Source organism: Corynebacterium tuberculostearicum, assembly GCF_022347235.1.
Taxonomy (GTDB): domain Bacteria; phylum Actinomycetota; class Actinomycetes; order Mycobacteriales; family Mycobacteriaceae; genus Corynebacterium; species Corynebacterium tuberculostearicum_F.
Map to the genome: position 1 here is coordinate 1 of NZ_JAKRDX010000024.1, position 26,895 is coordinate 26,895.

Annotated in this window: 29 protein-coding genes; 16 read left to right on the forward strand and 13 right to left on the reverse strand. The window is 59.3% G+C overall.

Going from position 1 to position 26,895, the window contains the following annotated elements:
• Positions 1-299 precede the first annotated feature (299 nt).
• Positions 300-1,082: a DUF6880 family protein gene (locus tag MHK09_RS10510; protein ID WP_250413504.1), complete on the forward strand. Its 783-nt coding sequence runs from the start codon at positions 300-302 to the stop codon at positions 1,080-1,082.
• Here MHK09_RS10510 and MHK09_RS10515 read toward each other — a convergent pair.
• Genes MHK09_RS10515 through MHK09_RS10525 form a run of 3 tightly spaced genes read right to left on the reverse strand, consistent with a single transcriptional unit; the run spans position 1,079 to position 5,336 of the window.
• On the reverse strand, positions 1,079-1,702 hold the full coding sequence (locus tag MHK09_RS10515) for a DUF3239 domain-containing protein (protein WP_250413505.1): 624 nt from the start codon (positions 1,700-1,702) through the stop codon (positions 1,079-1,081). The genes MHK09_RS10510 and MHK09_RS10515 overlap by 4 nt on opposite strands.
• A complete protein-coding gene (locus MHK09_RS10520) occupies positions 1,699-3,324 on the reverse strand; it encodes a DNA repair helicase XPB (RefSeq protein WP_250413506.1) in 1,626 nt (541 codons plus the stop codon). The genes MHK09_RS10515 and MHK09_RS10520 overlap by 4 nt, the downstream gene beginning before the upstream one ends.
• Complete coding sequence (locus tag MHK09_RS10525) at positions 3,321-5,336, reverse strand: helicase-associated domain-containing protein (protein ID WP_250413507.1); 2,016 nt, start codon at positions 5,334-5,336, stop codon at positions 3,321-3,323. Before MHK09_RS10525 ends, MHK09_RS10520 begins: the two co-directional genes overlap by 4 nt.
• Positions 5,337-5,402: 66 nt before the next feature.
• Here MHK09_RS10525 and MHK09_RS10530 point away from each other — a divergent pair, with 66 nt between their 5' ends.
• On the forward strand, positions 5,403-5,588 hold the full coding sequence (locus tag MHK09_RS10530; RefSeq protein WP_005329460.1) for a hypothetical protein: 186 nt from the start codon (positions 5,403-5,405) through the stop codon (positions 5,586-5,588).
• Between the two features lie 85 nt (positions 5,589-5,673).
• Here MHK09_RS10530 and MHK09_RS10535 read toward each other — a convergent pair whose 3' ends face one another.
• A complete protein-coding gene (locus MHK09_RS10535) occupies positions 5,674-6,303 on the reverse strand; it encodes a resuscitation-promoting factor Rpf1 domain-containing protein (protein ID WP_179386190.1) in 630 nt (209 codons plus the stop codon).
• Positions 6,304-6,624: 321 nt separating this feature from the next.
• Here MHK09_RS10535 and MHK09_RS10540 point away from each other — a divergent pair, with 321 nt between their 5' ends.
• A complete protein-coding gene (locus MHK09_RS10540; RefSeq protein WP_005323875.1) occupies positions 6,625-7,005 on the forward strand; it encodes a cold-shock protein in 381 nt (126 codons plus the stop codon).
• On the opposite strand, the gene MHK09_RS10545 is transcribed toward MHK09_RS10540, so the two are convergent.
• Both MHK09_RS10545 and MHK09_RS10550 read right to left on the reverse strand, forming a co-directional pair.
• A complete protein-coding gene (locus MHK09_RS10545) occupies positions 7,002-7,580 on the reverse strand; it encodes a DUF2771 domain-containing protein (RefSeq protein WP_250413508.1) in 579 nt (192 codons plus the stop codon). The genes MHK09_RS10540 and MHK09_RS10545 overlap by 4 nt on opposite strands.
• Positions 7,581-7,586: 6 nt before the next feature.
• Complete coding sequence (locus tag MHK09_RS10550; protein ID WP_200436232.1) at positions 7,587-8,351, reverse strand: glutaminyl-peptide cyclotransferase; 765 nt, start codon at positions 8,349-8,351, stop codon at positions 7,587-7,589.
• Between the two features lie 38 nt (positions 8,352-8,389).
• Here MHK09_RS10550 and MHK09_RS10555 point away from each other — a divergent pair, with 38 nt between their 5' ends.
• The 3 genes from MHK09_RS10555 to MHK09_RS10565 are packed head-to-tail and all read left to right on the forward strand — an operon-like array spanning position 8,390 to position 11,327.
• Complete coding sequence (locus tag MHK09_RS10555) at positions 8,390-9,058, forward strand: DUF3027 domain-containing protein (RefSeq protein WP_250413509.1); 669 nt, start codon at positions 8,390-8,392, stop codon at positions 9,056-9,058.
• Between the two features lie 49 nt (positions 9,059-9,107).
• Positions 9,108-10,511 carry an NCS2 family permease gene (locus tag MHK09_RS10560; protein ID WP_005328366.1) on the forward strand — a complete coding sequence of 468 codons (1,404 nt, stop codon included), beginning with the start codon at positions 9,108-9,110 and terminating at the stop codon, positions 10,509-10,511.
• Between the two features lie 9 nt (positions 10,512-10,520).
• Positions 10,521-11,327, forward strand: a complete 807-nt coding sequence (locus MHK09_RS10565) for a TrmH family RNA methyltransferase (protein WP_250413510.1) — start codon at positions 10,521-10,523, stop codon at positions 11,325-11,327.
• On the opposite strand, the gene MHK09_RS10570 is transcribed toward MHK09_RS10565, so the two are convergent.
• The 3 genes from MHK09_RS10570 to serC form a co-directional block, all read right to left on the reverse strand.
• Entirely contained in the window at positions 11,288-12,118 is an 831-nt protein-coding gene (locus MHK09_RS10570) for a DUF6928 family protein (RefSeq protein WP_250413511.1), read from the reverse strand. The genes MHK09_RS10565 and MHK09_RS10570 overlap by 40 nt on opposite strands.
• 2 nt (positions 12,119-12,120) lie before the next feature.
• Entirely contained in the window at positions 12,121-12,996 is an 876-nt protein-coding gene (sepH, locus tag MHK09_RS10575; protein ID WP_250413512.1) for a septation protein SepH, read from the reverse strand.
• A gap of 112 nt (positions 12,997-13,108) precedes the next feature.
• Complete coding sequence (serC, locus tag MHK09_RS10580) at positions 13,109-14,227, reverse strand: phosphoserine transaminase (RefSeq protein ID WP_250413513.1); 1,119 nt, start codon at positions 14,225-14,227, stop codon at positions 13,109-13,111.
• Between the two features lie 160 nt (positions 14,228-14,387).
• Here serC and MHK09_RS10585 point away from each other — a divergent pair, with 160 nt between their 5' ends.
• The 6 genes from MHK09_RS10585 (at position 14,388) to MHK09_RS10610 (ending at position 20,462) form a co-directional block, all read left to right on the forward strand.
• Complete coding sequence (locus tag MHK09_RS10585) at positions 14,388-15,680, forward strand: citrate synthase (protein WP_250413514.1); 1,293 nt, start codon at positions 14,388-14,390, stop codon at positions 15,678-15,680.
• Positions 15,681-15,803: 123 nt separating this feature from the next.
• Positions 15,804-16,163 carry an FKBP-type peptidyl-prolyl cis-trans isomerase gene (locus tag MHK09_RS10590; RefSeq protein WP_250413515.1) on the forward strand — a complete coding sequence of 120 codons (360 nt, stop codon included), beginning with the start codon at positions 15,804-15,806 and terminating at the stop codon, positions 16,161-16,163.
• Between the two features lie 69 nt (positions 16,164-16,232).
• Positions 16,233-17,096 (forward strand): aldo/keto reductase, encoded by an 864-nt coding sequence (locus MHK09_RS10595; RefSeq protein ID WP_250413516.1) that lies wholly within the window; start codon positions 16,233-16,235, stop codon positions 17,094-17,096.
• Positions 17,097-17,385: 289 nt separating this feature from the next.
• Complete coding sequence (locus MHK09_RS10600) at positions 17,386-17,733, forward strand: DUF485 domain-containing protein (RefSeq protein ID WP_250413517.1); 348 nt, start codon at positions 17,386-17,388, stop codon at positions 17,731-17,733.
• On the forward strand, positions 17,733-19,376 hold the full coding sequence (locus MHK09_RS10605; RefSeq protein ID WP_250413518.1) for a monocarboxylic acid transporter: 1,644 nt from the start codon (positions 17,733-17,735) through the stop codon (positions 19,374-19,376). The genes MHK09_RS10600 and MHK09_RS10605 overlap by 1 nt, the downstream gene beginning before the upstream one ends.
• A gap of 93 nt (positions 19,377-19,469) precedes the next feature.
• Positions 19,470-20,462: a hypothetical protein gene (locus tag MHK09_RS10610; RefSeq protein WP_251068761.1), complete on the forward strand. Its 993-nt coding sequence runs from the start codon at positions 19,470-19,472 to the stop codon at positions 20,460-20,462.
• Positions 20,463-20,464: 2 nt separating this feature from the next.
• Here MHK09_RS10610 and MHK09_RS10615 read toward each other — a convergent pair whose 3' ends face one another.
• Together MHK09_RS10615 and MHK09_RS10620 are read right to left on the reverse strand one after the other, a co-directional pair.
• Positions 20,465-21,457, reverse strand: a complete 993-nt coding sequence (locus MHK09_RS10615) for a DUF1906 domain-containing protein (protein WP_250413520.1) — start codon at positions 21,455-21,457, stop codon at positions 20,465-20,467.
• A 113-nt stretch (positions 21,458-21,570) separates the two neighbouring features.
• On the reverse strand, positions 21,571-21,999 hold the full coding sequence (locus tag MHK09_RS10620) for an OsmC family protein (protein WP_250413521.1): 429 nt from the start codon (positions 21,997-21,999) through the stop codon (positions 21,571-21,573).
• 76 nt (positions 22,000-22,075) lie between these two features.
• Here MHK09_RS10620 and MHK09_RS10625 point away from each other — a divergent pair, with 76 nt between their 5' ends.
• Both MHK09_RS10625 and MHK09_RS10630 read left to right on the forward strand, forming a co-directional pair.
• The gene (locus tag MHK09_RS10625) at positions 22,076-22,705 is read left to right on the forward strand and encodes a DJ-1/PfpI family protein (protein ID WP_250413522.1); all 630 of its coding nucleotides are present in this window, start codon (positions 22,076-22,078) and stop codon (positions 22,703-22,705) included.
• Positions 22,706-22,957: 252 nt separating this feature from the next.
• Positions 22,958-23,401, forward strand: a complete 444-nt coding sequence (locus MHK09_RS10630; protein ID WP_250413523.1) for a DUF2871 domain-containing protein — start codon at positions 22,958-22,960, stop codon at positions 23,399-23,401.
• A gap of 184 nt (positions 23,402-23,585) precedes the next feature.
• Here MHK09_RS10630 and MHK09_RS10635 read toward each other — a convergent pair whose 3' ends face one another.
• Entirely contained in the window at positions 23,586-24,179 is a 594-nt protein-coding gene (locus MHK09_RS10635) for a Type 1 glutamine amidotransferase-like domain-containing protein (protein WP_250413524.1), read from the reverse strand.
• Between the two features lie 205 nt (positions 24,180-24,384).
• On the reverse strand, positions 24,385-24,981 hold the full coding sequence (locus MHK09_RS10640) for a TetR/AcrR family transcriptional regulator (protein ID WP_366511733.1): 597 nt from the start codon (positions 24,979-24,981) through the stop codon (positions 24,385-24,387).
• A gap of 59 nt (positions 24,982-25,040) precedes the next feature.
• On the opposite strand from MHK09_RS10640, the gene MHK09_RS10645 reads away from it, so the two are divergent.
• Both MHK09_RS10645 and MHK09_RS10650 read left to right on the forward strand, forming a co-directional pair.
• Complete coding sequence (locus tag MHK09_RS10645) at positions 25,041-25,586, forward strand: GNAT family N-acetyltransferase (protein WP_250413526.1); 546 nt, start codon at positions 25,041-25,043, stop codon at positions 25,584-25,586.
• A gap of 6 nt (positions 25,587-25,592) precedes the next feature.
• A complete protein-coding gene (locus tag MHK09_RS10650; RefSeq protein WP_250413527.1) occupies positions 25,593-26,120 on the forward strand; it encodes a GNAT family N-acetyltransferase in 528 nt (175 codons plus the stop codon).
• The last annotated feature ends 775 nt before the right edge of the window (positions 26,121-26,895 follow it).

A 26,895-nucleotide genomic window follows, 5' to 3' on the forward strand; every position in this document is an offset into this window, starting at 1 on the left:
GGCGGGCCAACCAGCCCAGACAATTTAGTAAACCTCTGCCAACACCACCACAACATCAAAACCGACCGCAGAATCCATTACATCCTCGACCCGATTACCGGCACCATCGCCTGGCTCCACCACGACGGTACCTACCAACTAGACCACCCCACCGGACCACTAGCCACACACCAAACACACTGGAACCACACCTGGGCCCAGTACCTCACACACCAACAACAACGAACAGAAAGGAAGACCTCCACAGGGTAGGGGACGCCGTTAAAATGGGCTGATAGCGTACCGAGGAGGCTAGTCTCATGAGCCCACAGGCTGTCATCGCCTTGCCATTTTTTCAGAGTAGGACCCGATCCTTTCTTGATGAGGATCGGGCAGCTAGACGTGCACTGAAAATGCAAGATGGAATTGGCGTGCTCGATTTTGCCGTGGAGGACCCTTCGGAGGATCCAGCCCAAGTCTTCTCGGTTGTGCAAGAAGCGCTGGAGATTGCCGTAGATGTGATAGCCAATGCGGATGACTCACTTGGCATGTTAAGTGAGGTTGTTGAAGAGCTTATCGAGCTCCATGCTAAGAGCGCACAGCGCGCCAAGCCTGCGCCAATGGAGCTGGCCGAGTGGTTCATTGATTTCCATGAGAGCAACGAGGTTGATTACTTCGATCTTGACCCTGTTGCATATTCAACGCTCCTCGGAGAAGACGGCCTGACTCGGGTGCGCGCTTGGGCGGAAAACGCAGATGTTATCCGCCGTAAGTATATGGAGAAGCGCTTTGCGGTTTTAGATCAAGACGTCGAAGCAATTATTCGTACACACTTGGCTGAGGGTAGCTACGCGGTTTATTTCGAAGAGGCAGCTAAAGCCTTAGAAGAAATCGGTGAGTATGACGCTGCGTGGGAGTACGCGAAGCGTGGTACCGAATCTGAACCAGATTGGCAGGCGCGGTCCTGCGGGCAATTCTGGGTGGAACTAGCGAGGGATCATTTCCCCGAAAGGGAGGAAGAGGTCGCCCAGATAGTTCTCAACAAGTGGCCGGACCCGCTCCTAGAAGTAATGCTGTATCCAGAAAGGTTTGTGGAGCCCTAGAGAACTAGAAGGTCGAACTTCGTGGCCTTCACGTCGGACAGGCGCTTGCGGGCGCGCTCGAGGCGCTGCCATTCCTCCTGGGGGATGGACTTTCGGGCAATGGTGACGGTTTCGGCGTCGGGGGTGCCCCAAGCGATGGGCATCGGGGTGATTTGCTGCCAGTGGTTATTGTCTGCGCGGCCGGAAACAGCGGCGACGGGAACCTTGGTGCCTACGGTGCGTTGGGTGCCGGGGATGGCGGTTACGGTGCGCAGGCATGCAGCCCAGCGGGGAGGAAGGGAAGGATCCACATTGGTATTCACCAATGCGAGCAAGACCATATCGCGTTCATTTACTTCAGCGATGACGGCCGGCGCAAGGGGATAGGAGTCATAGAGTTGCTGGGCGGTGCCAACTTTATGGGCGGCGGCAAAGCCGACGATCGCCACCATGATCCCGAATAGAATCATGCCTAGGCCGATAGTGATGCCCCAGGAAAATCCCCACCAGATGGCCGCGCCGCCGATGATGAGCAGGATGCCCAGCACTAGGCCGGAGAGGCGAAGGCGGTTGGAATCGCGCAAGAGCTCGTTATTGGCCTTGGCAAAGGACTCGTCTACGTCGAACTTGAAGATTTTCATTGGTCTAAGTCTAGTGCGTCGATAAGCCGGTAGGCATATCCCTGCTCGGCGAGGAAGCGCTGGCGGTGTACGGCATAGTCCGCATCGAGGCTATCGCGGGTGACTAGCGAATAGAAGAGGGCTTCTTCTTCCTTCGGGCGGAGGAGTCGGCCAAGGCGCTGGGCTTCTTCCTGGCGGGAACCGAAGGTGCCGGAGACCTGAATGGCCAGGGCGGCCTCAGGTAGGTCGATGGAGAAATTGGCCACCTTGGACACGACGAGTACAGGGAGCGTGCCGTCCCGGAATTGTTGGAAGAGGCGCTCGCGTTTGGCGGTGGAGGTGGAGCCGTCGATAACAGGGGCGTCGAGATGCGCGCCGAGTTCTTTGAGCTGGTCCACGTAACCACCGATGATGAGGGCCTGCTGTGGGTGGCGGGCGAGAATCTTGTCCACCGCTCGAAGTTTGGCGGCGGCTTGGGCGGCGATGCGGTAGCGGTCGCGAGGTTGGGCGGTGGCATAGAGCATGCGTTCCTCGGCATCCATATCCACGCGGACCTCGATGCATTCGGCGGTGGCGATATAGCCGGCCATCTCGAGTTCTTTCCATGGGGCGTCATAGCGCTTAGGTCCGATGAGAGAGAAGACGTCGCCCTCGCGGCCGTCCTCGCGCACGAGGGTGGCGGTGAGCCCTAGCCGACGCCGCGATTGAAGGTCCGACGTCATGCGGAACACCGGGGCGGGAAGGAGGTGGACCTCGTCATAGATGATGAGGCCCCAGTCGCGGGAATCGAAGAGCTCGAGGGCGCGGTATTCGCCCTTGTTTTTGCGGGTGACCACCTGGTAGGTGGCAATGGTGATCGGCTTGATTTCCTTCTTTTCGCCGGAGTATTCGCCGATTTCATTCTCGGTCAGGGTGGTGCGGCGCAGGAGCTCGTCGCGCCATTGGCGGCCGGCGACGGTATTGGTGACCAAGATGAGCGTGGTCGATTCTGCCTTGGCCATCGCGGCTGCACCGACGATAGTCTTGCCAGCACCGCAGGGAAGTACTACGACGCCAGAGCCGCCGGACCAGAAGGCCTCGGTGGCGTACTGCTGATAATCACGTAGCTGCCAGCCGTCGTGATTGAGGGCGATGGGGTGGGACTCGCCATCGACGTAGCCGGCGAGATCCTCTGCCGGCCAGCCTGCCTTGAGGAGGGCTTGTTTAAGGCGGCCGCGCTCGGAGGGCGGGACGGCGATGGAATGCTCGTCGATGCGCGCGCCGAGGAGTTTTCCGGTTGCACCACGGGAGAGTTCTTCGAGGATGGGGGGCTCATCGGACTCGAGAATGAGGCCGTGGGCTGGGTGGGCGTGCAGGCGGACGCGGCCGTAGCGGGACATGGTTTCGGCGACGTCGATAAGCAGGGCTTGGGGGACCGGAAAGCGCGAGTAGTTTTCAAGGACGTCGACGACCTGCTCGGCGTCGTGTCCGGCCGCGCGGGCATTCCACAGCGCGAGCGGAGTGATGCGGTAGGTGTGCACATGCTCGGGAGCGCGCTCCAGCTCCGCAAAGGGAGCGAGCGCGGCGCGGGCCTCGGCGGCCTGGGCGTGATCCACCTCGAGCAGGACGGTCTTATCCGACTGCACAATTAATGGTCCATTCATGGCTCCAGCGTAACGGAGGTGATCCGGTGCAAGGGAAACCGGATGGTAGAGCCATCGGCCGCGCGAGCGTCGATTTGCCCGCCCGCCACGGTCAGCGGGGTGACGGTGCGTTTCTTTTCATTGCCGTTCTTATCCGCATAACCGATGGTGATCGGCCGGGCAGTGCGCGCGGCGGCGTGGACTATATCGAGGCTGGGCGTGGAAGGTGCGGCATCGTCGCGCAGGGTGCGCATCGCCTTCTCAATGTTCGGGGAAGCGGTGGCCCGGCGGGCGGTGGGCGTCGGCAGTGTAGCCGGTTCGGGCGCGACGTTAAGGCTGGCGCCGCTTTCGTCTTCAGCAGCGGGAGAGAGTCCGTGGTCGCGTAGTCGTTCCAGCAGGTCGTGTACCGGCAATTGGGACACCGCGACGGTGGGCGCGAGCAGGCGCAAGGGCGCGGCCTTGAGCGCAATCTGGAGGAGCGCCGGGTCCTCGCTGCGCAGGTAGGACAGCGCCGGACCGGAGCGCAGGGTGCCATGGCGCTTGGCGACGTCCCCGATGTGGAACTCCAGCGTCTGCGGCACATCCCCGTGGGCGGCGAAGAAGGCCTGGATTTCCTCCCCAGTCATGCCGCGATCCAGACCGCGGCGCAGGGAAGCATCCGAAATGCGGTAAACGCTGGCCAGGCCGGGGGACTCGAGGTCGGCTACTGATTCGAGCCGCTGGTGGGTCTCCGGATCGAGCGGGCCAGGAACCAGTACGGTCATATCCGCTTGGATGAGGAAGTAGTCGACCGTGTCGGGGGTCAGGCGGGCGGCGGCGTCGGGGCCGTCGATAAGCACGCTGGTGGGGCGCTCGAGGGCAATGGCACCGATCCACTCGGCTTCCGCGCGGAGTTCGGCGATGGTCTCGTCCGAAGTGTGGGTGGCAAAGAGCGGAAAGTGGAAGCGTAGGGATTCTTCGAAGGTGGGTTTCGCTCCGCGCAGGTAGACCTGCAGGACCTTTTGTCTAAATTCCGGCAGCCGATCATTGGTGTGCGCTAGCGTGCGGCCTTCGCTGGTCCATGTGGAGGTTGTCCATGACTCGAGCAGGAGCTGCCATTTTTCGGCGAGGTTTGCGTCGAGCCAGGTTTGGGCGAGCTCCGTTGGCGCGAGGAAATTGCCCTCGAAGTTTTTCGGCTCGCCGCGGCTGAGCAGGCGGGCGCTCATGCCCAGGCCAATGAGGCGGCGTAACTCCTCCTCATCGATGGTGAGGGTTTTGCTCAGGTTGGTGAGCTGGCGAACGCCGACGGTCTTGTCCTTGAGCAGTTCTATCGGCCGCGCGCCTAGGGCGTCAATGACGCGCTGCATGCCGCGCACGGCGGAAAGGCCGGCCGCGGTACCGGCATCATCGGCCTTGGAATCCGGGGCAGGGGATTCGGTGATTCCCTCCACCGGGATCGGCGCGGTGGGCTTGCCGTTCAGTGCAAGGTGCACAGGGCGCGGCAGGCGGACGGTGGTGGCGTCCACGCGCTGGAGCAGCTGCTTGGCGATGAGCCGCGGAATCGGCCGGGCCGGATCCGCATCGATGGCCGCATCTCGCGTGGTACCCAGGCCATTGGAGCGCGATAGGGTCTCGAGGACCTTCCGTTCTTCGTCCGGCAGCTCGGCGATGTCCTCCGGGCTGACTTGGACCTGGTCGAGGAGGGACCAGCCCGTGGGAAGGGCAGGCATGACCTCGGGTGGGATGAGGACGTTGCCGTAGGCCAGGCCACGTTCCTTGAGCTGGCGGGTGATATCCGGATTAAGGTCTTCTACCTCTTGGAGCTCTCCGCCGCGGCGCGCGATATCTTCGATTTCCGCAAGCTGTCGTGCAGTGCAATTCATGAGCGCCCGCGCGATAGACGTGCGCAGTAGCAGGCGGGTAGCCAGCGCGGCGATGCTCGGGGGTAGCGGATTGAGCACATCCGGCCGGTTGCGGAGGATGGTGGCGAGCTCTTCTTCCTCAAGGGAGGCGAGCCACGTGCGGAAATGCGGGAGGTGGGAAGACTGAGTCATGATGTCACCCCAGTTTAGTTATCGTTTGAGTTACGTTTTTGCGCAAGGTTTGAAATAATAAGGGCTATGTCGAATCAGAAGAAGGGTCACGTTTCCCCGGCTTGGCCGAAGAACGAAAATCGCGAGCACGCAATCACGGAAATCTCTGCGCCTTTTGCTGGTGCGTCCAGCCCCTACGGCGATGATCTGATCTTGCCGATGCCGGCAGAGAAGCTGAACTACGTTCACCCTTATACTCGCATCAATCGCTAGAGTATGTCCCCGCCTTGGTGCGGGGATTTTTCTTTCATACAAAAAGGGCCCATTGCTATTGCAATGGGCCCTTTATCGCTATGTCTTAGCGGGTGATGTTCTCAATCATCTGCGCAATCGGGTCGATGACGTTGCGGTTGGCAGAGTAGAAGTTGTTGAAGTCGTGGCGGTTAGCCTTGTACAGCTCGGTGAACTGCGCAGGCAGTGCCAGGCCGTAGGAGTTAGCGGCGTTCTTGATGGTGTTGTACAGAGCATCAACAGCCAGCTCGTCGGACTTCTGAGCGGCAGCCTGCTTGACCGGAGCCGGTGCCTGGGCCGGAGCCTTAGGGGCAGCGGACGGAGCGGTGCGCTGGGTTGGAGCGGAGTTCAGGCCGAGGGAAGCGGAGCAAGCCGGCCATGCGCCCCAGCCCTGGGAAGCGAGCACGCGCTCAGCGACGACAATCTGCTGCTCGCGGGTAGCCTGGTCAGCGGTGGCAGCGAACTGGCCGCCACCATTGGCCTGCCAGGTCTGTGGGTTGAACTGCAGTCCGCCCTGGTAGCCGTTGCCAGTGTTGATGTGCCAGTTGCCGCCGGCCTCGCACTGTGCCAGACGGTCCCAGTCGGAATCCGGAGCAGCGGAAGCGGTCGGTGCCATGATGGCAGCGGCAGCGCCGAAGGCGACGGTGCCGGCGGTGAACTTAGCGGCCATACGGTTCTTAGCGGAGTGGCGTCCCATGTAGTTAGTCCTCTCTGTGTGCCCGCATTAAGTGCAAAAAATATGTACCAAAAAGAAAGGGCGGGCGAGGGCAACTTTCTTAACGGCTCTTAAGTGTCTGGAGGACAGCGTAGCGGTTTATAACGAAAGTGTCACGTTATGGGCACTAAACGGGAAAGAAATGGGACAAATGTGGTGGGTGAGGGGGCATTTTCGCAGGTGGGCGACACCATGTGATCTATGTCATGTAACGCGGGTGTGTCGCGGCAGAGTGCGCGACTTCTGTTGTTTTGACCAGGCGGCTAAAATAAAGATTTTCCCCTAGAGAAGAGGTGGGTACCTATGCCTATTGGCAAAGTGAAGTGGTATGACGCCGAGAAAGGTTTCGGTTTCGTCAGCAACCCGGGCGATGAAGACGTCTATGTTGGCCGCAACGTGCTGCCCAAGGGAGTAGAGGAACTGTTCCCCGGCCAGCGCATCGACTTCGATTTCGCGGCCGGGCGCCGCGGTCCGCAGGCGCTGCGGGTCAAAGTATTGGATAAGCCGCGTCGCCGCACCCCGGCCCGCAAGCCGGAAGAACTCGGCAGCATGGTCTCTGACGTGATGACCTTGCTGGAGTCGCAGATTCAGCCGGTGCTCAATTCCGGCCGCTACCCGGAGCGCAAGACTGGGCGCCAGGTAGCAGAAATCCTCCGCGCAATCGCGAAGGATTTGGATAGCTAATTAGAAGCCTTCGTGGATTCCTCCGCGGAGGCTTCTCGTTCTTTATCGGTCATCGTGGTCAGGGACCACACGGTGGCCAAAGGGGTTTCGTCACCGTTGTCATCGGTGCCGATCATCATGGAGGAAATCTCCACCACCTTGAGGCGGGGGCGCTTGCCGGTAGAGGCCTTGATGGGGTCTACCGAGCCGGGGATCGAGACCTCGGTGGTTTCGTTCGCGCCGTGCGCGGTTTCATCGTTGGCGGCGGGGTCATCGTAGATGGAAAGAATCTTCCACTCGTGGTCGGAGATTTCTTCGGGAATATCGAGTTTGAGGGTGTCATCATCCCCCACGGTGAGGTTCGGGACCTCGCCTTCTGGGCATTCGGTGCCGGGCTCGCACGCGATGTACGGGGCGACGTCGATGGAATTATCGCCCACGGAGGCGGTGACCTTGATGTCGCGGGGATCGGGACCCGGGCGCTGGTTCCACCAGTTTTGGAAGATCACTACGGCGGCGACGATGACCGCCACGACCACGATGAGGGCCAAGATCTGCAGCAGCGACTTTTTCCTTGCTTCCTTACGGGTTGCCATGGGCCTTTACCTTACTCGAACGTGGAAGAGTTCTTCCCACCGCTTGCCGGTAAGCCAGAACTCATCGTCTGTGATGTGTGCGATGCCGTTGAGGACATCATCGGGGTCGGTATAGCGGGACTTATCAATCGCGTCGGTAGCGATGACGGCGGTTACTCGGCCGGTGGAGGGATCGATGCGGTAGATGTTGTCATCCATCCACACATTGGCGTAGACGGCATCGCCCACGCACTCGAGTTCATTGATGTCTTCGAGGGGCTTTCCCTCCAGGGTGACGTCGGTAGTGGAGCGCTCCGCGAAGGTCTCTGGGTCCATGTGCCGCAGGGTCGCGGAGCCATCGGACATGAGGAGCTCCTCGCCGGTATTGCACAGGCCCCAGCCCTCGCCCGAGTAGGTGGCGGTATCTACCTGGCGTAGGTCTCGGTCGTATTTCAGGGCTTGGCCGGACTTCCAAGTCAGCTGCCAGATGGAATCGCCGGCTTGGGTGATGCCCTCGCCAAAGTAGCGGCTATCCAGGCGCGTTTCGGCCAAGGTTTCGCCGGATTCGGGGGAGAAGCGCTCCAGGCGGGATTCGCCCCATTGGCCGGTGCCCAGGAGCAGGTTGCCGTCCGGATCGGTTTCGAGGCCCTGCGTAAAGGAGTTGGGCGGCAGGGAAGCGGTGCCGAGAACCTCGACGGAGAGGTGTTCTACTTCGGGTTCTGCTGGTGTAGAGGAACAGGCGGCGAGCGTGCAGGGGAGGAGAATGCAGGCGGCGCGGGAAAGAAACGACATGCACCATATGTACCACCGCGTGCGCTCCATAATGAATAATGAGGGGCGTGAGTAAGCGAAAAGCAAATCCGTTGATCGATTCCCGCGCCGTGCGCATCGCGCGCGAGGCGTTGGATGAGGTGGGGGAAGGGGGCGTCGGCAAGCATATCGGCGTCGCCGGGATGGGCCGAAACGTTGCTACCCACCGATTTGAAGCAGAAATGCCTGGCTACCCTGGCTGGGAATGGCAGGCGGTGCTCGCCTGCGCGGAGGGATCGCGCTACGTCACCGTCAATGAGGTGGCGCTGGTGCCGGGAGGGGAGGCCCTGCAGCCGCCGGAATGGGTGCCCTATGAGGACCGTGTGCGGCCAGGCGACCTCGGGCCCGGAGACCTAATGCCACCGGCCGTGGATGATTCCCGCCTGGATGGCAATAACCTATCAGCGTCCGGCCTGGAAGACGCCAAGAAGCGCTGGCGCACCGAGTTCGGCCCCAATACGGATATGGCGGCCAAGGCGCGCCTGCAATGCCGCACCTGTGCGTTTTATGTGCAGCTGTTGGATAACTATGGCGTCTGCGCCAATGAGTACTCGGCGGATGGCCGGGTGGTGCACTCGCGCTATGGCTGCGGTGCACATTCGCAGACGCGCGTGCGGGAAGAAAAGGCCCCGGAAGTGGCCTTCGATGATGAAAAGCCCATCTTCCAGGATTTTGAAATCGAGGATTAAGGCAGCACACTTATGGCGTAAGACTCGCTGTACGTGAAAGGCGCAGGCGTTGAAAGCCACTCTCGATCGCTACTTCCATATCTCTGAACGTGGTTCCTCCATTGGAACCGAGCTACGCGCGGGAACGGTCTCGTTCTTCGCCATGGCCTATATCATCCTTTTGAACCCGCTCATCCTCGGTACAACCGAGGACGCAGAAGGCTACGCGCTGGGCGTGCCACAGGTCGCCGCCGCCACCGCGCTGGTCGCCGGCGTCATGTCCATTCTCTTCGGCGCCATTGCCAAGTATCCCTTCGCCATGGCCGCAGGCTTAGGCATGAATACCTTCGTGGGCGTGAGCATGGTCGCCACTAGCGGGCTGACCTGGCAGGAATCCATGGGCCTAGTGGTCATCGAGGGCATCATTATCGTCCTGCTGGCCATCTCTGGTTTCCGCACCGCCGTCTTTGACGCCATCCCTCAGTCCATGAAGGCGGCGATGGGCGTGGGCATCGGCATGTTCATCGCCATGATTGGCCTCGTGGATGGTGGCTTTGTCACCCGCGTGCCGGACGCCGCGCACACCACCGTGCCGGTGGGGCTGGGCATCAATGGTTCGATTTCTACCTGGCCCGCGCTGGTCTTTGTCATCGGCCTCATTATCTGTTCCTTCATGGTCATCCGGAACGTGCCGGGCGGGCTCTTTATCGCCATCGTGCTTACCACCATCATCGCGTTTATTATCCAGGCGTTTACCGGCTCCGAGGACTGGGGCATGGCCGCGCCCGTGAAGCCGGAGGCGCTCGGCGGCATTCCGGATCTGTCCATCGTGGGCGATGTGAACCTGGTGGGCGCCTTTACCAAGATCGGCGTGGTCTCCACGGTGCTGCTGATTTTTACCCTGCTGCTGACCAACTTCTTTGATGCGATGGGCACCATGACCGGCCTGGGCAAGCAGGGCAAGCTTGTCGACGCCGACGGCAACCTCCCCGACATGAAGAAGGCCCTCGTCGTCGAGGGCTTCGGCGCCGTGGCCGGCGGCCTGGGCTCTGCTTCTTCCAATACCGTCTTTGCGGATTCCTCCGCCGGCATTGCCGATGGCGCCCGCACGGGCCTGGCCAACCTCATGACCGGCGTGCTGTTCCTCGCCGCGATGTTCTTAACGCCGCTCTATGAGATCGTGCCCATCGAGGCCGCCTCTCCGGTACTCGTCATCGTCGGCGTAATGATGGCCGCGCAGCTGACCGAAATCCGCTGGACCAAGATGGAGATCGCCATCCCCGCCTTCCTCACCATCGTGACCATGCCGTTTACCTATTCCATTGCCAACGGCATCGGCGTGGGCTTCATCTCCTTCGCGCTCATGTCCACCTTTGCCGGCAAGGCCAAGGACGTGCACTGGATCATGTGGCTCTTGGCTGGCCTCTTCGTGATTTTCTTTGGCATGGATCCGATTTCCAATGCCATCGGCTAGCCTAAGGGCATGCTGATTACTGACCCCGCAGACCCTCGCCTGGACGATATTCGGAACCTCAACAAATCCGATAAATCCGGCGAGGGTCTCGTCATTGCAGAGGGCCCGTTGGTGGTCTCCCGGCTGGCCGAATCCCGGTTCCCCATGCGCTGCCTCGTGGGCTTTCCCAAGAAGGTGGAGGCCTATATTTCTGAGTATGGCGAGCCGGAATGCCCCATCTACGAGGTCTCCCGTGAGACCCTAGCGGAGGTGGCCGGCTTCGATATGCACCGCGGGCTGGTCGCCGCCGCGGACCGCGCCCCGGAGCCGGAGGTGAGCGAGATTCTAGAGACCGCAAAAACCATCGCCGTGCTCGAGGGCGTAGGCGATCATGAAAATATTGGCGCCATCTTCCGCCATGCCGCTGGCATGGGCGTGGATGCGGTGCTGCTGGGCTCCGGTGCGGCGGATCCGCTCTATCGGCGCTCGGTGCGCGTGTCCATGGGGCACGTGCTGCGCTTGCCCTTTGCCTATTTAGAGGGCGGGTTTACTACCTGGCAGCGTTCCTTGCAGGCGCTTGCCGACGCCTCCTTTACCCTCATTTCCCTCACCCCCAACCCCCAGGCGGTGCACTTGGCCGAGGCCATGCATGGCCTGGATAAGGTGGCGATGCTCGTCGGCGCGGAGGGCCCCGGCCTTACCGAACATGCAATGAAGGCCACCGATATACGCGCACGCATACCGATGGCCCCTGGCACCGATTCTCTTAATGTGGCGACTGCCGCCGCCATTTCCTTTTATGAGCGCCAGCGCTCCTTGAGCGACTTAAACGTCTGAGCGCTCCAATTGCCGATGAGCGAGCCCAAGTGCTTGGCGGTGGAGATGATTTCCTCGCCGGTGGATTCCGGCTCGGCGCTGTGGTCCTCGTAGTCGTCATAGTCGTTCAGGCCCAGCTTATTGGCCGACTGTGCGGCTAGTTCCCCCACGGAGCGCTTGGGTTTCGGCGGGTCGATCTTTGGCTCTGGGCGGCCGTCGACCGCGTAGCCCACAACGTCTAGGTCCGGGCCATCGTGCCCCACCTTGATGCCGAGCCAGTATTCCTGGGCCGCTTCCATGATGCCCTGCGGCTCGAAAGGCAGGGAGATTCCGCCCAGCGGCTCATACTTTTCGCCCGCCCAGTAGGGCGCCTCGAAGGGCTCGGGCAGGCCGGTGTCCTCGTAGAGGTGCTCGCGGGTAGCGCACAGGCAGCGCTTGAGATCGCCGCCCTCCCACAGGGCGAAGCCGGCGTAGCCTTCTTTCTCATTGCTCGCCAGCGCAATGACGCGCTGGGCGGGCACCGCATTCAGGAGCGTTTCTGGCAGTTGGGAAAGGAGAACAGAATCCCCCTCGCAGACTGTTTGCACCACGGTGATGCCGGGGTAGCCGCCGATGTAGTACTCGTTCGGATCCGTCTGTGCGGAGCGGTTGAGCGGGAATTGCCCAATCGGCGTGACCGGGAAGGTCGGGTCCAGTTGGGCGAGGAATTTCCGCCCAAAGCCCCGATCCGCCTTGGGTTCGGTCTTTAACACCTCTTCCGCATTGGGCTGAGAGATGTACCAGAGAGTAAGTACTGCGTGAGAGATGTCCACGATTAGTCCCTAGGGCGCTTGGTATTGGAGCGAACGCCGAGCAACACGTCCTCCCAATGTGGGGTGACGGCCTTGCGGCGGCGCTTGGTGGGCTTTTCTTCTGGCGAGGGGTTCTGCAGGAACTCCTCTTCCTCCGGCTCTTCCGGAGGGGTGGTCGGCGCGGTGAGGTCGGTGACGTTGCTGGGCTGGTCGCCATCGATAGCTTCGTCATAGCGGCCGCTGCCCAGCGAGGTTAGCGAGCGCACCGGCTGCACGAAATCCGGGTCCGTTAGGTCCGCGGCCACCGAGTTGCGCGCTTCCACCGTGGCGGGCGAGGACATGGACTGCTTGAAGTACCACTCGGCCTCGTTCTCGGACAAGCCGGCCTTCCACATCACGCGCACGATCCAGGCCTCGCCCTGGTGGCGGTAGGCGTCCCAGGTGGACTCGGAGAGCGAGTGTCCACGCGCGGCAAAGGCGGTGGCCAGAACCTCCCACAAGGTGAGCTTGGCCGGTCCGTCCTCGCGGACCGGGTGGGCCTGCTTGGCAATCTCCGCGATGCGGTTGCGCTCCAGCATGACCGGGTAGGCGAAGGGCTCGATGCGAGATTCGGGCACGCCCATTTCTTCCGCCAGCTCCGCCGCAGAGGCGCCGGCGCGAATGCGGTTTTGGATCTCCGCCGGGCGGATCTTTGTCTCTTCCACCGGTTCCGGTTTGGTGGGCTTGGCCAGGCTGATGGCCGGAGCCGCCGGTTCCTCTTCCGGGGTTTCCTCCTGCTCGCCCTGCAGGGCCTCGCGCAGCTCATCGGTGATGGAGAGGAAAAACTCTTCGCCGTCTTCGGTGCGCAGCACCAAAGAGGTTTCGGTCGACTCGCTGTCAACTGGGAACAGCTCGCGCATAATAGGGCGCTCCTTTTGCCTATCGACGGCGGACATATCTGTGATGCATTCAACTATAACGTGAAGATGCCCCGCGGCCTGCGAGGCGGCGGGGCATGTTGGGGGTGATGCGTTAATTCGCATCCAAGACGTAGTCGATGCATCGGGTCAGCTTGGCAATATCGGCCGGATCGATGGCCGGGAACATGCCGATGCGCAGTTGGTTGCGGCCCAGCTTGCGGTACGGCTCCACGTCCAGGATGCCGTTAGCCCGCAGGGCGGCGGCGAGCGCTGCGGCATCGACGGACTCGGCGAAGTCGATGGTGCCCACCACGAGCGAGCGGGACGCGGGCTCCGCGACGAAGGGAGTGGCCTCCGGGCGGGATTCGGCCCAGTTGTACAGCGTGGTGGAGGATTCGGTGGTGCGCTCAACCATGCCGTCGAGCCCGCCGTTGGCATTCATCCACTGGACCTGGTTATCCAACATGAGCAGGGTAGCGATTGCCGGGGTGTTATAGGTCTGGTTCTTGCGGGAGTTATCTACTGCCGTCTGCAGGTTGAGGAAGGTGGGGATATAGCGCTCGGAGGCGTTGATTTTCTCAATCCGCTCCAGTGCGGCGGGGGACATGGCGGCGAGCCACAGGCCGCCGTCGGAAGCAAAGCACTTTTGCGGCGAGAAGTAGTAGACGTCCGTATCGGAGATGTGCACGGGCAGGCCACCCGCGCCGGAGGTGGCGTCCACGACCACCAGCTGCTGATCATTGCGGGGGTGCGGGCGGGTGACTTCTACCATCGCGCCGGTGGAGGTTTCATTGTGTGCCCAAGCGACGACGTCCGCTTCCGCAGAGAGTTCGCGTGGGTCGGGCGCGGTGCCCGCGGGGGACTCCACGATGGACGGGGCATCGAGCCAGGGTGCACCCGCGGCGGCCTTGGCAAATTTAGTGGAAAACTCACCAAAGGTGAGGTGGGCGGAGTGGCGCTCGATGAGCCCGAAGGTGGCAGCATCCCAGAAGGCGGTGGCGCCGCCGAGGGAAAGAACGATCTCGTAGCCCTCTGGCAAGGAGAAGAGATCGCTTAAGCCTTCTCGCACCGAACCTACGAGGTTCTTTACCGCCGGCTGGCGGTGGGAGGTGCCCATGACCGCGGGGTCAATGGCCGCAAGCTGGTCGGGGCGAACCTTGGAGGGGCCGCAGCCAAAGCGGCCGTCGGCAGGCAGGAGGTCGGCAGGCAGCGTAAGTTCTGGAGTGCTCATGTGTGCCAGTGTAGAGCAGTTTCGGTCGAACGGCAGTTATTTTAGTCGACCAAATCCTGTTGGCGGCGTCACAAAGTTTGCTAAAGTGTGAAGAGGTATCAAGCTAGCTTTCTTAAGTTAGTGCTTAATAGTGACTCTTCACATAGAGAAAGGAACTTCCGTGGCTTCTGAAGACAACAAGGTAGTGCTCCAGTACCCAGGCGGCGAGTACGAGATGGACATCAAGCAGTCCACCGAGGGTGACTCCGGCTTTGACATTTCCAAGCTCCGTAACGAGACCGGGCTCGTTACCTTCGACCCTGGTTATACCTCCACCGGTTCCACCGAGTCCAAGATCACCTTCATTAACGGTGAAGAGGGCATCCTGCGCCACCGCGGTTACGATATCGCGGACCTGGCGGAAAACGCTTCCTTTAACGAGGTTTCTTACCTGCTGATTAAGGGTCATCTGCCTAACGAGGAAGAGCTCAGCCACTTCAACCGCGAAATCCGCCACCACACCCTGTTGGATGAGGACTTCAAGGCCGCGTTCAATATCTTCCCGCGCAACGCGCACCCAATGGCCGTGCTGGCTTCCTCCCTTAACATTCTTTCTGCGTACTACCAAGACCAGCTCAACCCGCTGGATCCGGAGCAGCTGGATAAGGCTACCGTCCGCCTGCTGGCTAAGGTTCCAATGCTGGCTGCGTATGCTTACCGCGCTTCCCAGGGCAAGCCTTATATGTACCCGGATAATAGCCTGAACGCCCGCGAGAACTTCCTGCGCATGATGTTCGGCTACCCCACCGAGGAGTACGGGGTTGACCCGGTTGTAGCTAAGGCGCTGGATAAGCTGCTTATCCTGCACGCTGACCACGAGCAGAACTGCTCCACTTCCACCGTGCGCATGATTGGTTCCGCTCAGGCTAATATGTTTGTCTCCATCGCCGGCGGCATTAACGCCCTGTCCGGTCCGCTGCACGGCGGCGCAAACCAGGCCGTTCTGGAGATGCTGGAAGATATCCAGAACAACCACGATGGTGACGCTACCGACTTCATGAACCGCGTGAAGAATAAGGAAAAGGGCGTTCGCCTCATGGGCTTTGGCCACCGCGTTTACAAGAACTACGACCCACGCGCGGCTATTGTGAAGGACACCGCACACGAAATTATCGAGCACCTGGGTGGCGACCCGATGCTGGATCTGGCCATGAAGCTGGAAGACATTGCGCTGAACGATGACTACTTTGTCTCCCGCAAGCTCTACCCGAACGTGGACTTCTACACCGGCCTGATCTACCGCGCTATGGGCTTCCCGACGGACTTCTTTACCGTCCTCTTCGCCATCGGCCGCCTGCCGGGCTGGATTGCTCAGTACCGCGAGCAGCTGGAGATCAACACCAAGATCAACCGTCCGCGCCAGATTTACACCGGCGAGTCCCTGCGTAAGGTTACCCCGCGCAACGAGCGTTAAAGCGTCTCGCGGGTCTGTCGAATTAAGCCGAATCGGGTGGTAGCACCTATAATAGGTGCAGCTCGGTTCGGTTTTTAATGCGACCGCACGAACAAACTAGATTTCCCAAGGAGAATAATCCCCATGGATAAGCCTGTTATTGAAGCCCAGTCTGGCCCAGCGCCGACCGACCTTGTTGTAGAAGACATCGTCGTCGGCGACGGTGCTGAGGCTCAGCCTGGTGCCGTAGTGGAGGTCCACTACGTCGGCGCTGAATACGAGACCAACCAAGAATTCGATTCCTCGTGGGACCGTGGCCAGTCCATCCAGTTCCCGCTGACCGGTCTCATCGCCGGCTGGCAAGAGGGCATTCCGGGAATGAAGGTGGGCGGTCGCCGCAAGCTCATCATCCCGCCGGAAAAGGCCTACGGCCCCGCCGGTGGTGCGCACCCGCTGTCCGGCCGCACCTTGGTCTTCATTATTGACCTCATCCGCGCGGACTAAAAGCGCTCGACCCCAGGGTTAGCCCTGGGGTTTCGTCGTTTTCGGCGCGGTGAGAAAAACTGCGGCACAATGGAGAACATGACTGTGCCAACCGTAACTTTCAATGATGACCGCGACATGCCCCAGCTGGGCCTGGGTACGTACAAACTCTATGACGAGGAATGCATCCGCGTCATCCGCGAGGCCATCGATTTGGGCTACCGCCACTTCGATACCGCCACGCTCTACAAGAACGAAGAGGCGGTAGGCACCGCCCTGAAGCAGGCAATGGATGCCGGCGACGTCACCCGCGATGAGCTCTTTATTACCTCCAAGGTGTGGCACTCCCATCAGGGAGAGCACAAGGTGGAAGAGGCATTCCAGCAGTCGCTGAAGGATCTGCGGCTGGACTACCTGGACCTCTACCTCATCCACTGGCCGTGGCCGCAGGGTGGCCTGTACAACGAGACCTTTGAGGCTATCGCCCGCCTGCAGGGCATGGGTCAGATTGCGTCCATCGGCGTGGCTAATTTCTACGAGGACGTGCTCAAGGACCTAATTTCCACCACCGGCATTTCTCCGGTGCTCAACCAGGTGGAGATCCACCCGGGCTTTACCCAGTCCAGCCTGCGCGCCTTCCACCACGATAATGACATCGTTACCGAGGCATGGGCCCCGCTGGCGCGCGGCGTTGTGCTCAATAACCCTGTGATTGAGCAGGCTGCGGCTGACCACGAGGCCACCGAGGGACAGGTAGTACTGTCGTACCTTATGTCTAAGGGCATCTCCGTCATCCCGAAGTCCGCGCACACCGAGCGCTTGAAGGAAAACTTGGCCGCCACCGAGCTGGAGCTCACGGCGGAGGAAGTATCCGCCATTGACGCCCTTGAGGGTCAGGAGGGCTTTGGCCGTATGTTCAATGACCCGCGCGAATTCCCAGGCAACGAAGAGTAGCGTCAACCGCAGATTAGGCCCCCTCACGGGGGCTTTTTTTTTGCCAAGCGGCTGTTAACAATCTTTACAAGGGGTAAAAAATTCCTCCCTCGGGGGTAGTTTGCTGAAGATGTTATTCCAGTTCAGTGAAGCCTATGGGGTTGAAAGGGTGGGGGAGTGGAAGGTTTTCTTGGCAGAGTTTACAACCTTGCAGAAAATGTTCTGTAACTTACAGATCAACGTGGATAGTGAGCAGTGACACACTATCTCGTGTGACCCAAGTCCCTCTCACCCAAGGAGACGATGCTCTATGAGTGACGTAGCTGCAACTCCTGTCTCGCGCCGCGAACCCACCGGTAGCGAGTTCATCGCGATGCGCGACTCCGCCAAATTCGGCGAGCTGCGCCGCACCTACCGGAGTTTTACCTTCCCTATGACCGTGGCCTTCTTCGTGTGGTACGTGGTCTACGTTCTTGCCGCCGTGTTCGCCCCAGGCTTCATGGCAACCGAGCTCGGCGGCGGCTGGAACATCGGCCTAGTCTTCGGCCTCGCCCAGTTCCTCACCACCTTCATCATCACGTGGATTTACGTGAAGTACGCCAATAAGAATATCGAGCCGAAGTCGGCCGCCATCCGTGCAGAACTGGAGGGCAACTAATGACTACCACCACCCTTGCCGCCGAGTCTTCCGCCGGCAACCCCATCCTGAATATTTCCATCTTCGCCCTGTTCCTCATCGTCACCATGGCGGTGGTGCTGCGCGCCGGCAAAACCACCAAGGAAGCCTCGGACTTCTACACCGGTGGCGGCAGCTTCTCCGGACGCCAGAACGGTCTGGCCATCTCCGGTGACTACCTCTCCGCCGCATCCTTCCTAGGCATCGTCGGCGCGGTGGCGCTCAACGGCTATGACGGCTTCTTGTACTCGGTGGGCTTCTTCGTCGCCTGGCTGGTAGCACTCATGCTCGTCGCCGAGCCCATGCGTAACGTCGGCCGCTTCACCATGGCGGACGTCCTCTCCTTCCGCCTGAAGCAAAAGCCCGTGCGCGTGGCGGCGTCCATCGCCACCCTCTTCGTCACGCTCTTCTACCTCATCGCGCAGATGGCCGGCGCCGGCTCGCTGGTGGCCGTGCTGTTGGATATCCACGACTTCAAGTGGCAGGCCCTCGTCGTGGGCATCGTGGGCGTGCTCATGATTGTCTACGTCCTGGTCGGCGGTATGAAAGGCACCACCTACGTGCAGATGATCAAGGCCGTGCTCTTGGTAGCCGGCGTGGTCATCATGTGTTTCTTGGTCTTTATTGCCCTGCGCGGCGGCTTTAGCACCTTGTTTAATAACGCCATCGACATGCATGCCGCTTCCGAGCAGATTAAAGAGAAGGGCTACGAGGCTAAAGACATCATGGCCCCAGGCCTGAAGTACGGCGCCACCACCGCCACCAAGCTGGACTTTATTTCCTTGGGCATTTCCCTGGTGCTCGGCGTGGGCGGCCTGCCGCACGTGCTGATGCGCTTTTACACCGTGCCCACCGCGACTGAGGCGCGCCGCTCCGTTACCTGGGCGATCGTTATTATCGGTGCCTTCTACCTTATGACCCTGGTCCTGGGCTACGGTGCGGCAGCACTGGTGGGTCCGGACCGCATTCTCGACGCCCCGGGCGGCGCCAATGCCGCAGCGCCACTACTCGCGCTCGAGATCGGCGGCTCCATCTTCATGGCGATTATTTCCGCCGTGGCCTTCGCTACCGTGCTCGCCGTGGTGGCTGGCCTGGCCATTACCGCCTCTGCATCCATTGCGCACGATATCTACCACGCGGTTATCCGCAACGGCGAGTCCACCGAGGCCGAGCAGGTCCGCGTCTCCCAGGCCACTGTGGTGGTCCTTGGCATCGTCTCCATCATCTTGGGCATCCTGGCCATGACCCAGAACGTGGCCTTCCTGGTCTCCCTCGCGTTTGCGGTGGCGGCCTCCGCCAACCTGCCGACCATCCTGTACTCCCTGTACTGGCGCCGGTTCAACACCGCGGGCGCGGTGGCCTCCATGTACACCGGCGTGGTGTCCTGCCTGGTGCTCATCTTCTTCTCCCCGGCAGTCTCCGGTTCTGAGACCTCCATGTTCCCAGGCGCGGACTGGGCCATCTTCCCGCTCTCCTCGCCGGGTTTGGTCTCCATTCCGCTGTCCTTCTTCGTTGGCTGGTTGGTATCCATCATGACCAAGCCGGATAACTTTGAGGAGCTTTCCGCAGAGATGGAAGTTCGCTCCCTTACCGGCGTGGGCGTGGAGGCACCCGTGCAGCATTAATTGCCTAGATAGTGCACTCAACCGGTAACATATATCGACGTGTTTAAAACGTCGTTGAACCGCAAGGCGGCATCAGTTAAGGCTGGTGCCGCTTTGGCCGTATGCATGCTCGCCTTGACCACCACCGCGTGCAGCAATAGCGAGCGTGAAAGCGACGCGCTTGCCGACGCCCCCTCGGAAGCAACAGACACCAACCGCGACGTCCCACCGGAAACCAATGAGTTCCTGGAGGGCGATGAGGGTCATTCAATTACCTATATCCGCCTGCATGATGGCATGCACATGGGCTCTGCCTCGGAACACGAGGCCCGCCCGGCGCTCAGCCTCATCAAGCTCTATATCGCCACCTACGTCATGGAAAAGGGCGAGTACGAAGACAAATATGAGGCGCTGGATATGATCGCTAGCTCCTCTGATAAGTCCGCCGAAGACCTCTTTGACAAGTACCCGGATTCCATCGACGCGATTGCCGATGAATTCCACCTCGAATCCACCAAGGCCGGTGAGCAGTGGGGCTACTCGCAAACCTCCACGTATGACGTCGCCAGCTTCATCTCGCAGCTCATTGAGCGCGATGAAACCCACCCAGTGCTCGTAGCCATGGCGCATGCCGATCCCATCTCGGAGGATGGCTACCTTCAGAACTACGGCACAGCCAAGCTCTCCAACGTAGTAGGCAGCAAGTGGGGCTGGTCCAATGATAAGTCCATTAACTCCTCGGTTTCCTTTGGCGAGAACTTCGTCGCCGCCGCCTCTATCACCGGCTCATCCGATGACCTCACCGACTACGTCAAGGATGAGGTGACGGGGAAGAATCTGGGCAAGGCCACCGAGCGCTTCCTCAAGTACAAAGACGGCGAAGACGTACCACCGATCGAGACTTCCACCTCGGAGACTTCTACTACCTCCTCCACTAAGAAGGACAAGGACGAGAAATCCGACAAGGGCAAGAAGGATAAGACCTCGTCGAAGGAGCCCACCAGCGAATCCACTACGTCCAAAAAGAAGGACAAAGGCAGCTCCGATAAGAAGTCCACAGATAAAAAGAAAAGCTCAGAGAAAACCTCCGAGCCTTCCAAGAAGTAGTACTACCGCGCCTTAGAGACCGTTTCTGCGACGATCTTCGCTAGCTGACGAATCTGATCGTTGCTCAACGTCTTGCCATTAAAGTTCACGCCATTGGCGGTGACCTGCGGAAGTTTCGGTAGCTCCGGGTGCTTGCTCTGTAGCTGTGAGCTCAGCTGATTGACTAGGTCGGACGAGCCATTGCTTGGGGCCTTGGTCTGCGGCTGCGGCTTTGGCTGTGGTTTCTTGGTGGTCGGCTTCTTTGCCGGTGCAGGGGCCGCGGACTTGCCAGGCGTCCACTGTCCCCAGTCTTCGGCATAGACCTCATTGACGTCAACGATGACGCCTCCAATGGTCTGCTGCTTGCCGTGCGGCAGCTGGTGAATAGTGGTGCGCGGGTGAATCTTGCCGTTGGAACCCCAGTCATGCATCCAGAAGTACTTGCCGATGCCATCCTGGATCGCCCACTCGATGGTGTTGTAGTTGCCGTAGATGCCCGTCTGGTAGCCGGCCAGCTCTAGCGTCTTGGAGAATGCCTGCAGGTATGGGCGGATTTGGCGGGTGTACTGCTCGCGGGTGGGGTTATCGTCGATCGCGATGTAGATCGGGCGCTTGGTAGGACCGCCTGCCTTCTTGTGTAGCGCAATCGCCTTCGGTGCGTGTACTGCCGCACCTGCTGCGCCCTGCTTCCAATCGGCAGTTTCCGCACGGCCGAATTGGTATACCGACGCAGTGGGCAGGCCTGCTGCTGCATTGGCCTTAGTCTCCTTGAGGGTTACCGGCTTGCCGGTCATCCAGTTCGCGCCGGGGCGCTTGTCGGAGACGTAGCGAATCGCGCCCATGTGGCCGGCATTCTTAATTGCCTGCGGGGAAGGTACGCCGGCGGAGAAATCAATGATGGTGCCGCGCACCGGTCCGAGTGCCGCTGCATTCGGTGCGGCAGCGCCGATAGCACCTGCGGTCAGGGCGAGAGCGCCAGCCTTAAAAAGACCGCGACGGGAGAAAGATGGTGACATGTTGAGCTCCTGCAGTAATCACATTTGTCACAGTAGTTAACAACTGCACCATATCAGCGGCGCTGGGGTCATTCCCGGAGCGAAACCGCATGTCGTGCAATTACACCGGGGAGCTATTTCGAGTCGTTGCTGAACTTCACCCGCGTGGCGTTCTCAACCGTGCGCGATACCGTGCAGTCCTTCTCATGGGAGATGCGAATCAGGTTGTCCACCATCCTGCGGGCTTGGTTGCCCTCGGGTGTATCTGGGAAAGATAGATCAAAGCCCACGCGAACCTCGGACAGACGAGATGTGCCATCTTCGTTTACGCGGTCACCTTCCACATGCACATCAAAAGATTCCGGCTCCGCGCGCCGAGATGTCACCACATCCACGTCCACCGCCGAACACCCCGCGACGGCAGCTAGCAAAAGCTCAACAGGGGAGAGGAGTCCCTCGCCACTGCCAAACTCAATACTGGATCCCGCGGAATTGGTAGCTCGGTATACGGCGGTGTCGAGGCGGGTGAGGTCTACGGCGTATTGCTTCGTTACTTCAGACATGTGGCCAGTTTAAGGCGAGGGTGCAGGTCGTTCGAGTTTCTAATATTTATTGGAAATCCTGCGTACTGTGAATTCCATGAAGATCATTGCTATTTACGCAACGGAAACCATGTCTGATTGGGAGTATGCCTACCTCACAACGCAGGTAGCTGAAGCTGAGGCCCAAGTGCCGGGTCGCTTTAAGGTTTTGTTTGTTGGCGAATCTCTAGAAGCCGTTCGCTCCAAGGGCGGAATCGAGGTGGTTCCGGTCCTGACCTTGCAGGACATCCAGAATAGGACTGATATTGCGGCGTTCGTGGTGCCAGGAGCAGATACATACTTTGACGGGCACGAACAGCTGTTGGAGACGATTAAGGTCTTAAATGAGAACGAAGTGCTCTTGGCAGCAATCTGTGGTGGAACTTTGGCTTTTGCTCGTGCTGGGGTGCTGGACCACTGCGAACACACTTCAAATGCGCAAGGCTTTCTTGCCTCAGTGAACTACGCCAACACTCAGGGCTATAAAGAAGACGATGCGGTTTTTGATGGTGGAGTGATTACAGCTTCAGGCTTGGCTCCAGTGCCATTCACCGCGGCGGTATTGCGCGCGGCGGGCGTTTACCCAGATGATGTCGTGGACGCTTGGATTCAATTGCATGAGCAAAGAACAGAAGCGGCCTTCGTTGAACATATGAATAAGGTTCAGGCGTGGGCCTGTTCAAACTAGCTGGAGTTACCCGAAACTGCTTCAACGATTCGGGGCTTTGCTAAAACAAAGGTGCCCGACAGTCAGCGCTTTTATTTCCCGCGGCAGGACTATGAATTTTAAGCTACCGGGCCTCATAGTCAACCAACTGGTTGATTGCAGTTTCAACTAGCCCTGTGATTCAAAACGATGACGAATGTAGAAGGATAAGTCCTTAGAGTATTTTATTCATCGCTACTCCGGCCGTGACAGCGGTTGGGAAGGAGAATGACAATGAAAGCTTTGTATTGGGCATCCATTTTCTACCTCGTGTTGGGCTTGGGCGCTGGCGTGTTCTACCGGGAATTCACGCGTGCCAATGATTTCCCCGCGGGCGAGTTCACTCAGCTAAGCGTGGCGCACACTCACTTGCTAGCCCTCGGTTTCATGATGAGCCTTATCTTCTTGGTATTGGAGAAAGTCTTTGGTTTGTCGCGCAGCCGAGGTCAGTTCAATGCGTTCTTCTGGCTCTATAACGTCGGCGTGGTCGTCACCGTTGGCGTCATGATCTGGCACGGATGCTTGACCGTGCTGGGGGAGGAGTCCTCTGCAATGATCTCTGGTATCGCCGGTCTTGGACACATCCTCATCACGGTAGGCCTAATCGCATTCATCGCAGCGCTTGGTAATGCCATCGGTGAGTCCCAAGAAGCTAAGTCCCAGGCAGTAGGTGAATAACAAAGAGTGAGACTGTCTCAAAGCGCCACAACGTTGGCTCTGCGAGATGGGAGCTCGCCAAAACAAATGACCCTAATGGTCCCTACATAGTATTTTTAAGGGAATTGCTCGGTCACAAGGAATGCTGGTAGTTGAGGCGAAAAATGAACTTTCCTGGTCTACTTGGCGTGTTTGTCATCGCAGATTAGATGAGAATGGACTTTTCATCTTCCATAAAGAGGGCTTGCCCATCTCTCAAAAGCAGCAGGTTCCATTCTCGGCCGTAGGTCTCGACAGTCTTACTGATGACCTCTATTGAATAGGGTCCAGTGGTTCCCTGTGCATGAGGAACAATGACATGGGAAGTTAAGTTTAGCGCTGTGTAGTCGGTGAGCTGCGGTGCAGTTTTGGAATCGTCCATGATTGATGCAGGCTCAATTGATGGGCCGGCAACAACTGCTCCTGCAGAACTTCCAGCGTAAAGCTTGCCCTGCTTTACTGCCTCAGTCAGTACACGGTCGGCACCCGTTTTCTTCAGTACGTCAAGTAGGTGGAACACGTCGCCGCTTGCGACATAAATGCAGTTGGCTGATGCAATTTCATTTTGAAGATCGCTTGATTTTGATTGCGATAGGGTGAGAGGGACTAAGGTTTCTGCTGCCTCTCCAATTGCCTTCAGTTCTGCCTGTGCAAATGGTGCCCTGCGCATCTCTGAAGCGGCATCATCGATATATAGCACTCGTCCCGAAACGTAGTCGCCGATGTTTGGGTGCAGGAATGAAGCGAGAAGAAGTTTCATGGGCCTAGATTACGAAATTCTTGCCACTCCGACCATTCGAAAAGCAAAAGTCTCAAGACACCAACCGGAACGATGTCTCGAGACTTCACATGGTGGCAGTCGAGTAATCCCTAGCCCGGCTACTCCACTACTGGCCCAGCTGAGCTTCCTCTCGCCATTTCCGAGTATTCCTCACACTGCCGCTGCCCGAAATGGGATGGTTCCGTCAAGACAAAAGTTTCTTGATGCCCTCGGAGAGGATCTCTTGTGGGCTAATGTGGTGCGCCGCGTGGAGGCGCGCATAAGTCGGTGCTTGTTCGGGGTTGATGGCAACACGCTTTTCGTCGGGCGCCATGGGCGCGGTCAGGGCGGCGCCGATCACTAGGTTTGATAACCGGTAGGCAGTTCCCAACGGATCCGGGACTCCCTCTCGTTCAAGCAGCACGCACATGCGCTCAGAAAGGGCCAGGTAAGCAGGGCCTCTGGGGGCACGCATGCCGATGACCTGACCGGCCCACCGGTGGGTCGTGAGGTGCGTGAAGAAAGCTTGCATCAGGGCGGGCAGGTCGGCGTTGTTGATCGACTCGGACATCACGGGATCGTCTGCAAGCACTACGTCGAGAGCAAGGTCGAACAAGTCGTCTACCGACTCCACACGGGAGTACAGGCTAGCTGGGGCGACGCCCACCTGTTGCGCCACAGCCCTCATGGTGAGTGCCTTCAAACCACCTTCGTCCAACAGTCTGCCCGATGCTCTTGCAACTTCCGCAATATTCACGGCGCGATGGCGTTGCACAGGTTTCCGATGTTCCCAGTAGCTCACCCCACCAGCCTAACCAAACATGCTTGAACCACCTATCCAAACTATGTTAGTTTTGGCACATGCTGGATGCTACCAACCTTCCGATCGCTCTTGAGAACACTCGCCTACGCCTTCTCTCCGAACTGGACGCAGACGCGTATGCAGCAGGCACAAAAGACGAAGCTGTGCGGCGCTTTGCTCATCTGCCTGAACCTGATTACACCCCCGAGTCCGTGCGACGGATGATCTGTGACGAGGTTGCGACGGGCCTCTCGTCCGGCACGTTGGCAGTCCTCGCACTTGCCGACGCCGAGACCGACCGGTTCGTGGGTTCCGTGGTTCTCTTTGACGTTTGCTCCGAGGCTGCCGAGGTCGGGTTCTGGATTCATCCCGGTGCGCGAGGGGAAGGCCATGCCCATCGGGGCTTGGAGCTGGCATCACGCTTCGCGCGCAACAGTGGACTTAGAACCTTGACAGCACGCACGCTTCCGAAAAACAAGGCCTCCCAGCACTGCTTGACGACGGCGGGATTCCGCGAGACCGGACGAGGCGTAGGGACCACGCCCGCAGGACAGCGCGGGGAATTGTTCCACTACCAGCGCGATCTCGTGACCGCCGCCCAGTAACCGTTGGTGACAGAACGACTTCGACTCCGTCTGCACGAGACAGACGATGTCGCATGGCTTCACAAGCTGTACTCGCAACCTGACGTTGCTCGTTTCCTGTTGGACGAGCCATGGACTGTGGAAGTTACCCGTGACAAGCTTACGGAGCGGCAATCAAAAACTGACCTCGATGGTGAGACTGCTGCACTTGCACTAGTCATCGAGTATGACGGCACCCCCATAGGAGACGTCGCACTGTGGCTTACAGATAAGGAGCACCGTCAGGGCGAGATCGGGTGGGTTTTGAACTCGGCATACGGTGGGCAAGGATTCGCAAGCGAAGCTGTTCGCGCGGTACTTGCTCTCGGGTTTGACCATTACCATCTCCACCGCATCACCGCGCAGATGGATGCCCGCAACAGCGCCTCCGCGGCACTTGCTAACCATGTTGGACTCCGGCTCGAAGCGCATCACGTCCAAGACTGGTTCAGCAAGGGCGAATGGACCGACACCCTCATCTACGCGAGAGTCGCCTCCGAGAACTTTAGCCAATAAATGGTGTCTGATTTGAAATGAGCAGCAGCTGGACGCCATTAGCGGATAGCGAACTCTAGTTGCGTTTTCGGGCACAGGTCTCGGATGGCAGTCCGCGCATAACAGGAAATGCCCACCTACTTTTGTAGGAAGAGGCATTGTTTCATGCTTTCGGGGGTTGTTTGAACAATCAAACCTAATTCTTCGAACCCCCAATGGTGCCCCAGAGTGTGTCTGAGTTCATGACATATTTGACAGTCTGTGCCTGAGGGAATCGTCGTGATGCTTGACAGGTCAGCCGCGACATATTTGACGCTTAGGGCTACCTTACCGTGTCGAGTGATACTTGACTGGTGAGTCGGGACATGTTTGACACTATGAACAGTCTTAATCGCAATATGGGAATCGTTAAAGCTGTACGCCATCAAGGTCGCAATCCAGTGGCGTCGAAATAAAGTGCGGCCATTTAGGACTTAAGGCACCTTCTCGAGCCCGAGAGGGAAATGGCTCCGCCCGTCACGCGTAGGTGTTCTTTACGACGTCCTGGTACTGCTGCTCGGAACGGTGAGCCCATACACTGACCGCCCGATCGAAGAAACCGGCACCCCAGAACAAAAAGCAACTGAGATGCCGGTTTGTCAACGATGTCGCGACTCATGACTGGTGCCCCAGAGTGTGTCTGGTTCGGAGACATCGTTCCGCATGTCTCATGAGATCGTTCCGGTCCTACCAGCTCAGATGTCTCACCACATCGATCCGGTTGAAAACCCTGAAGCTAAAACTGCCCAGACACGAC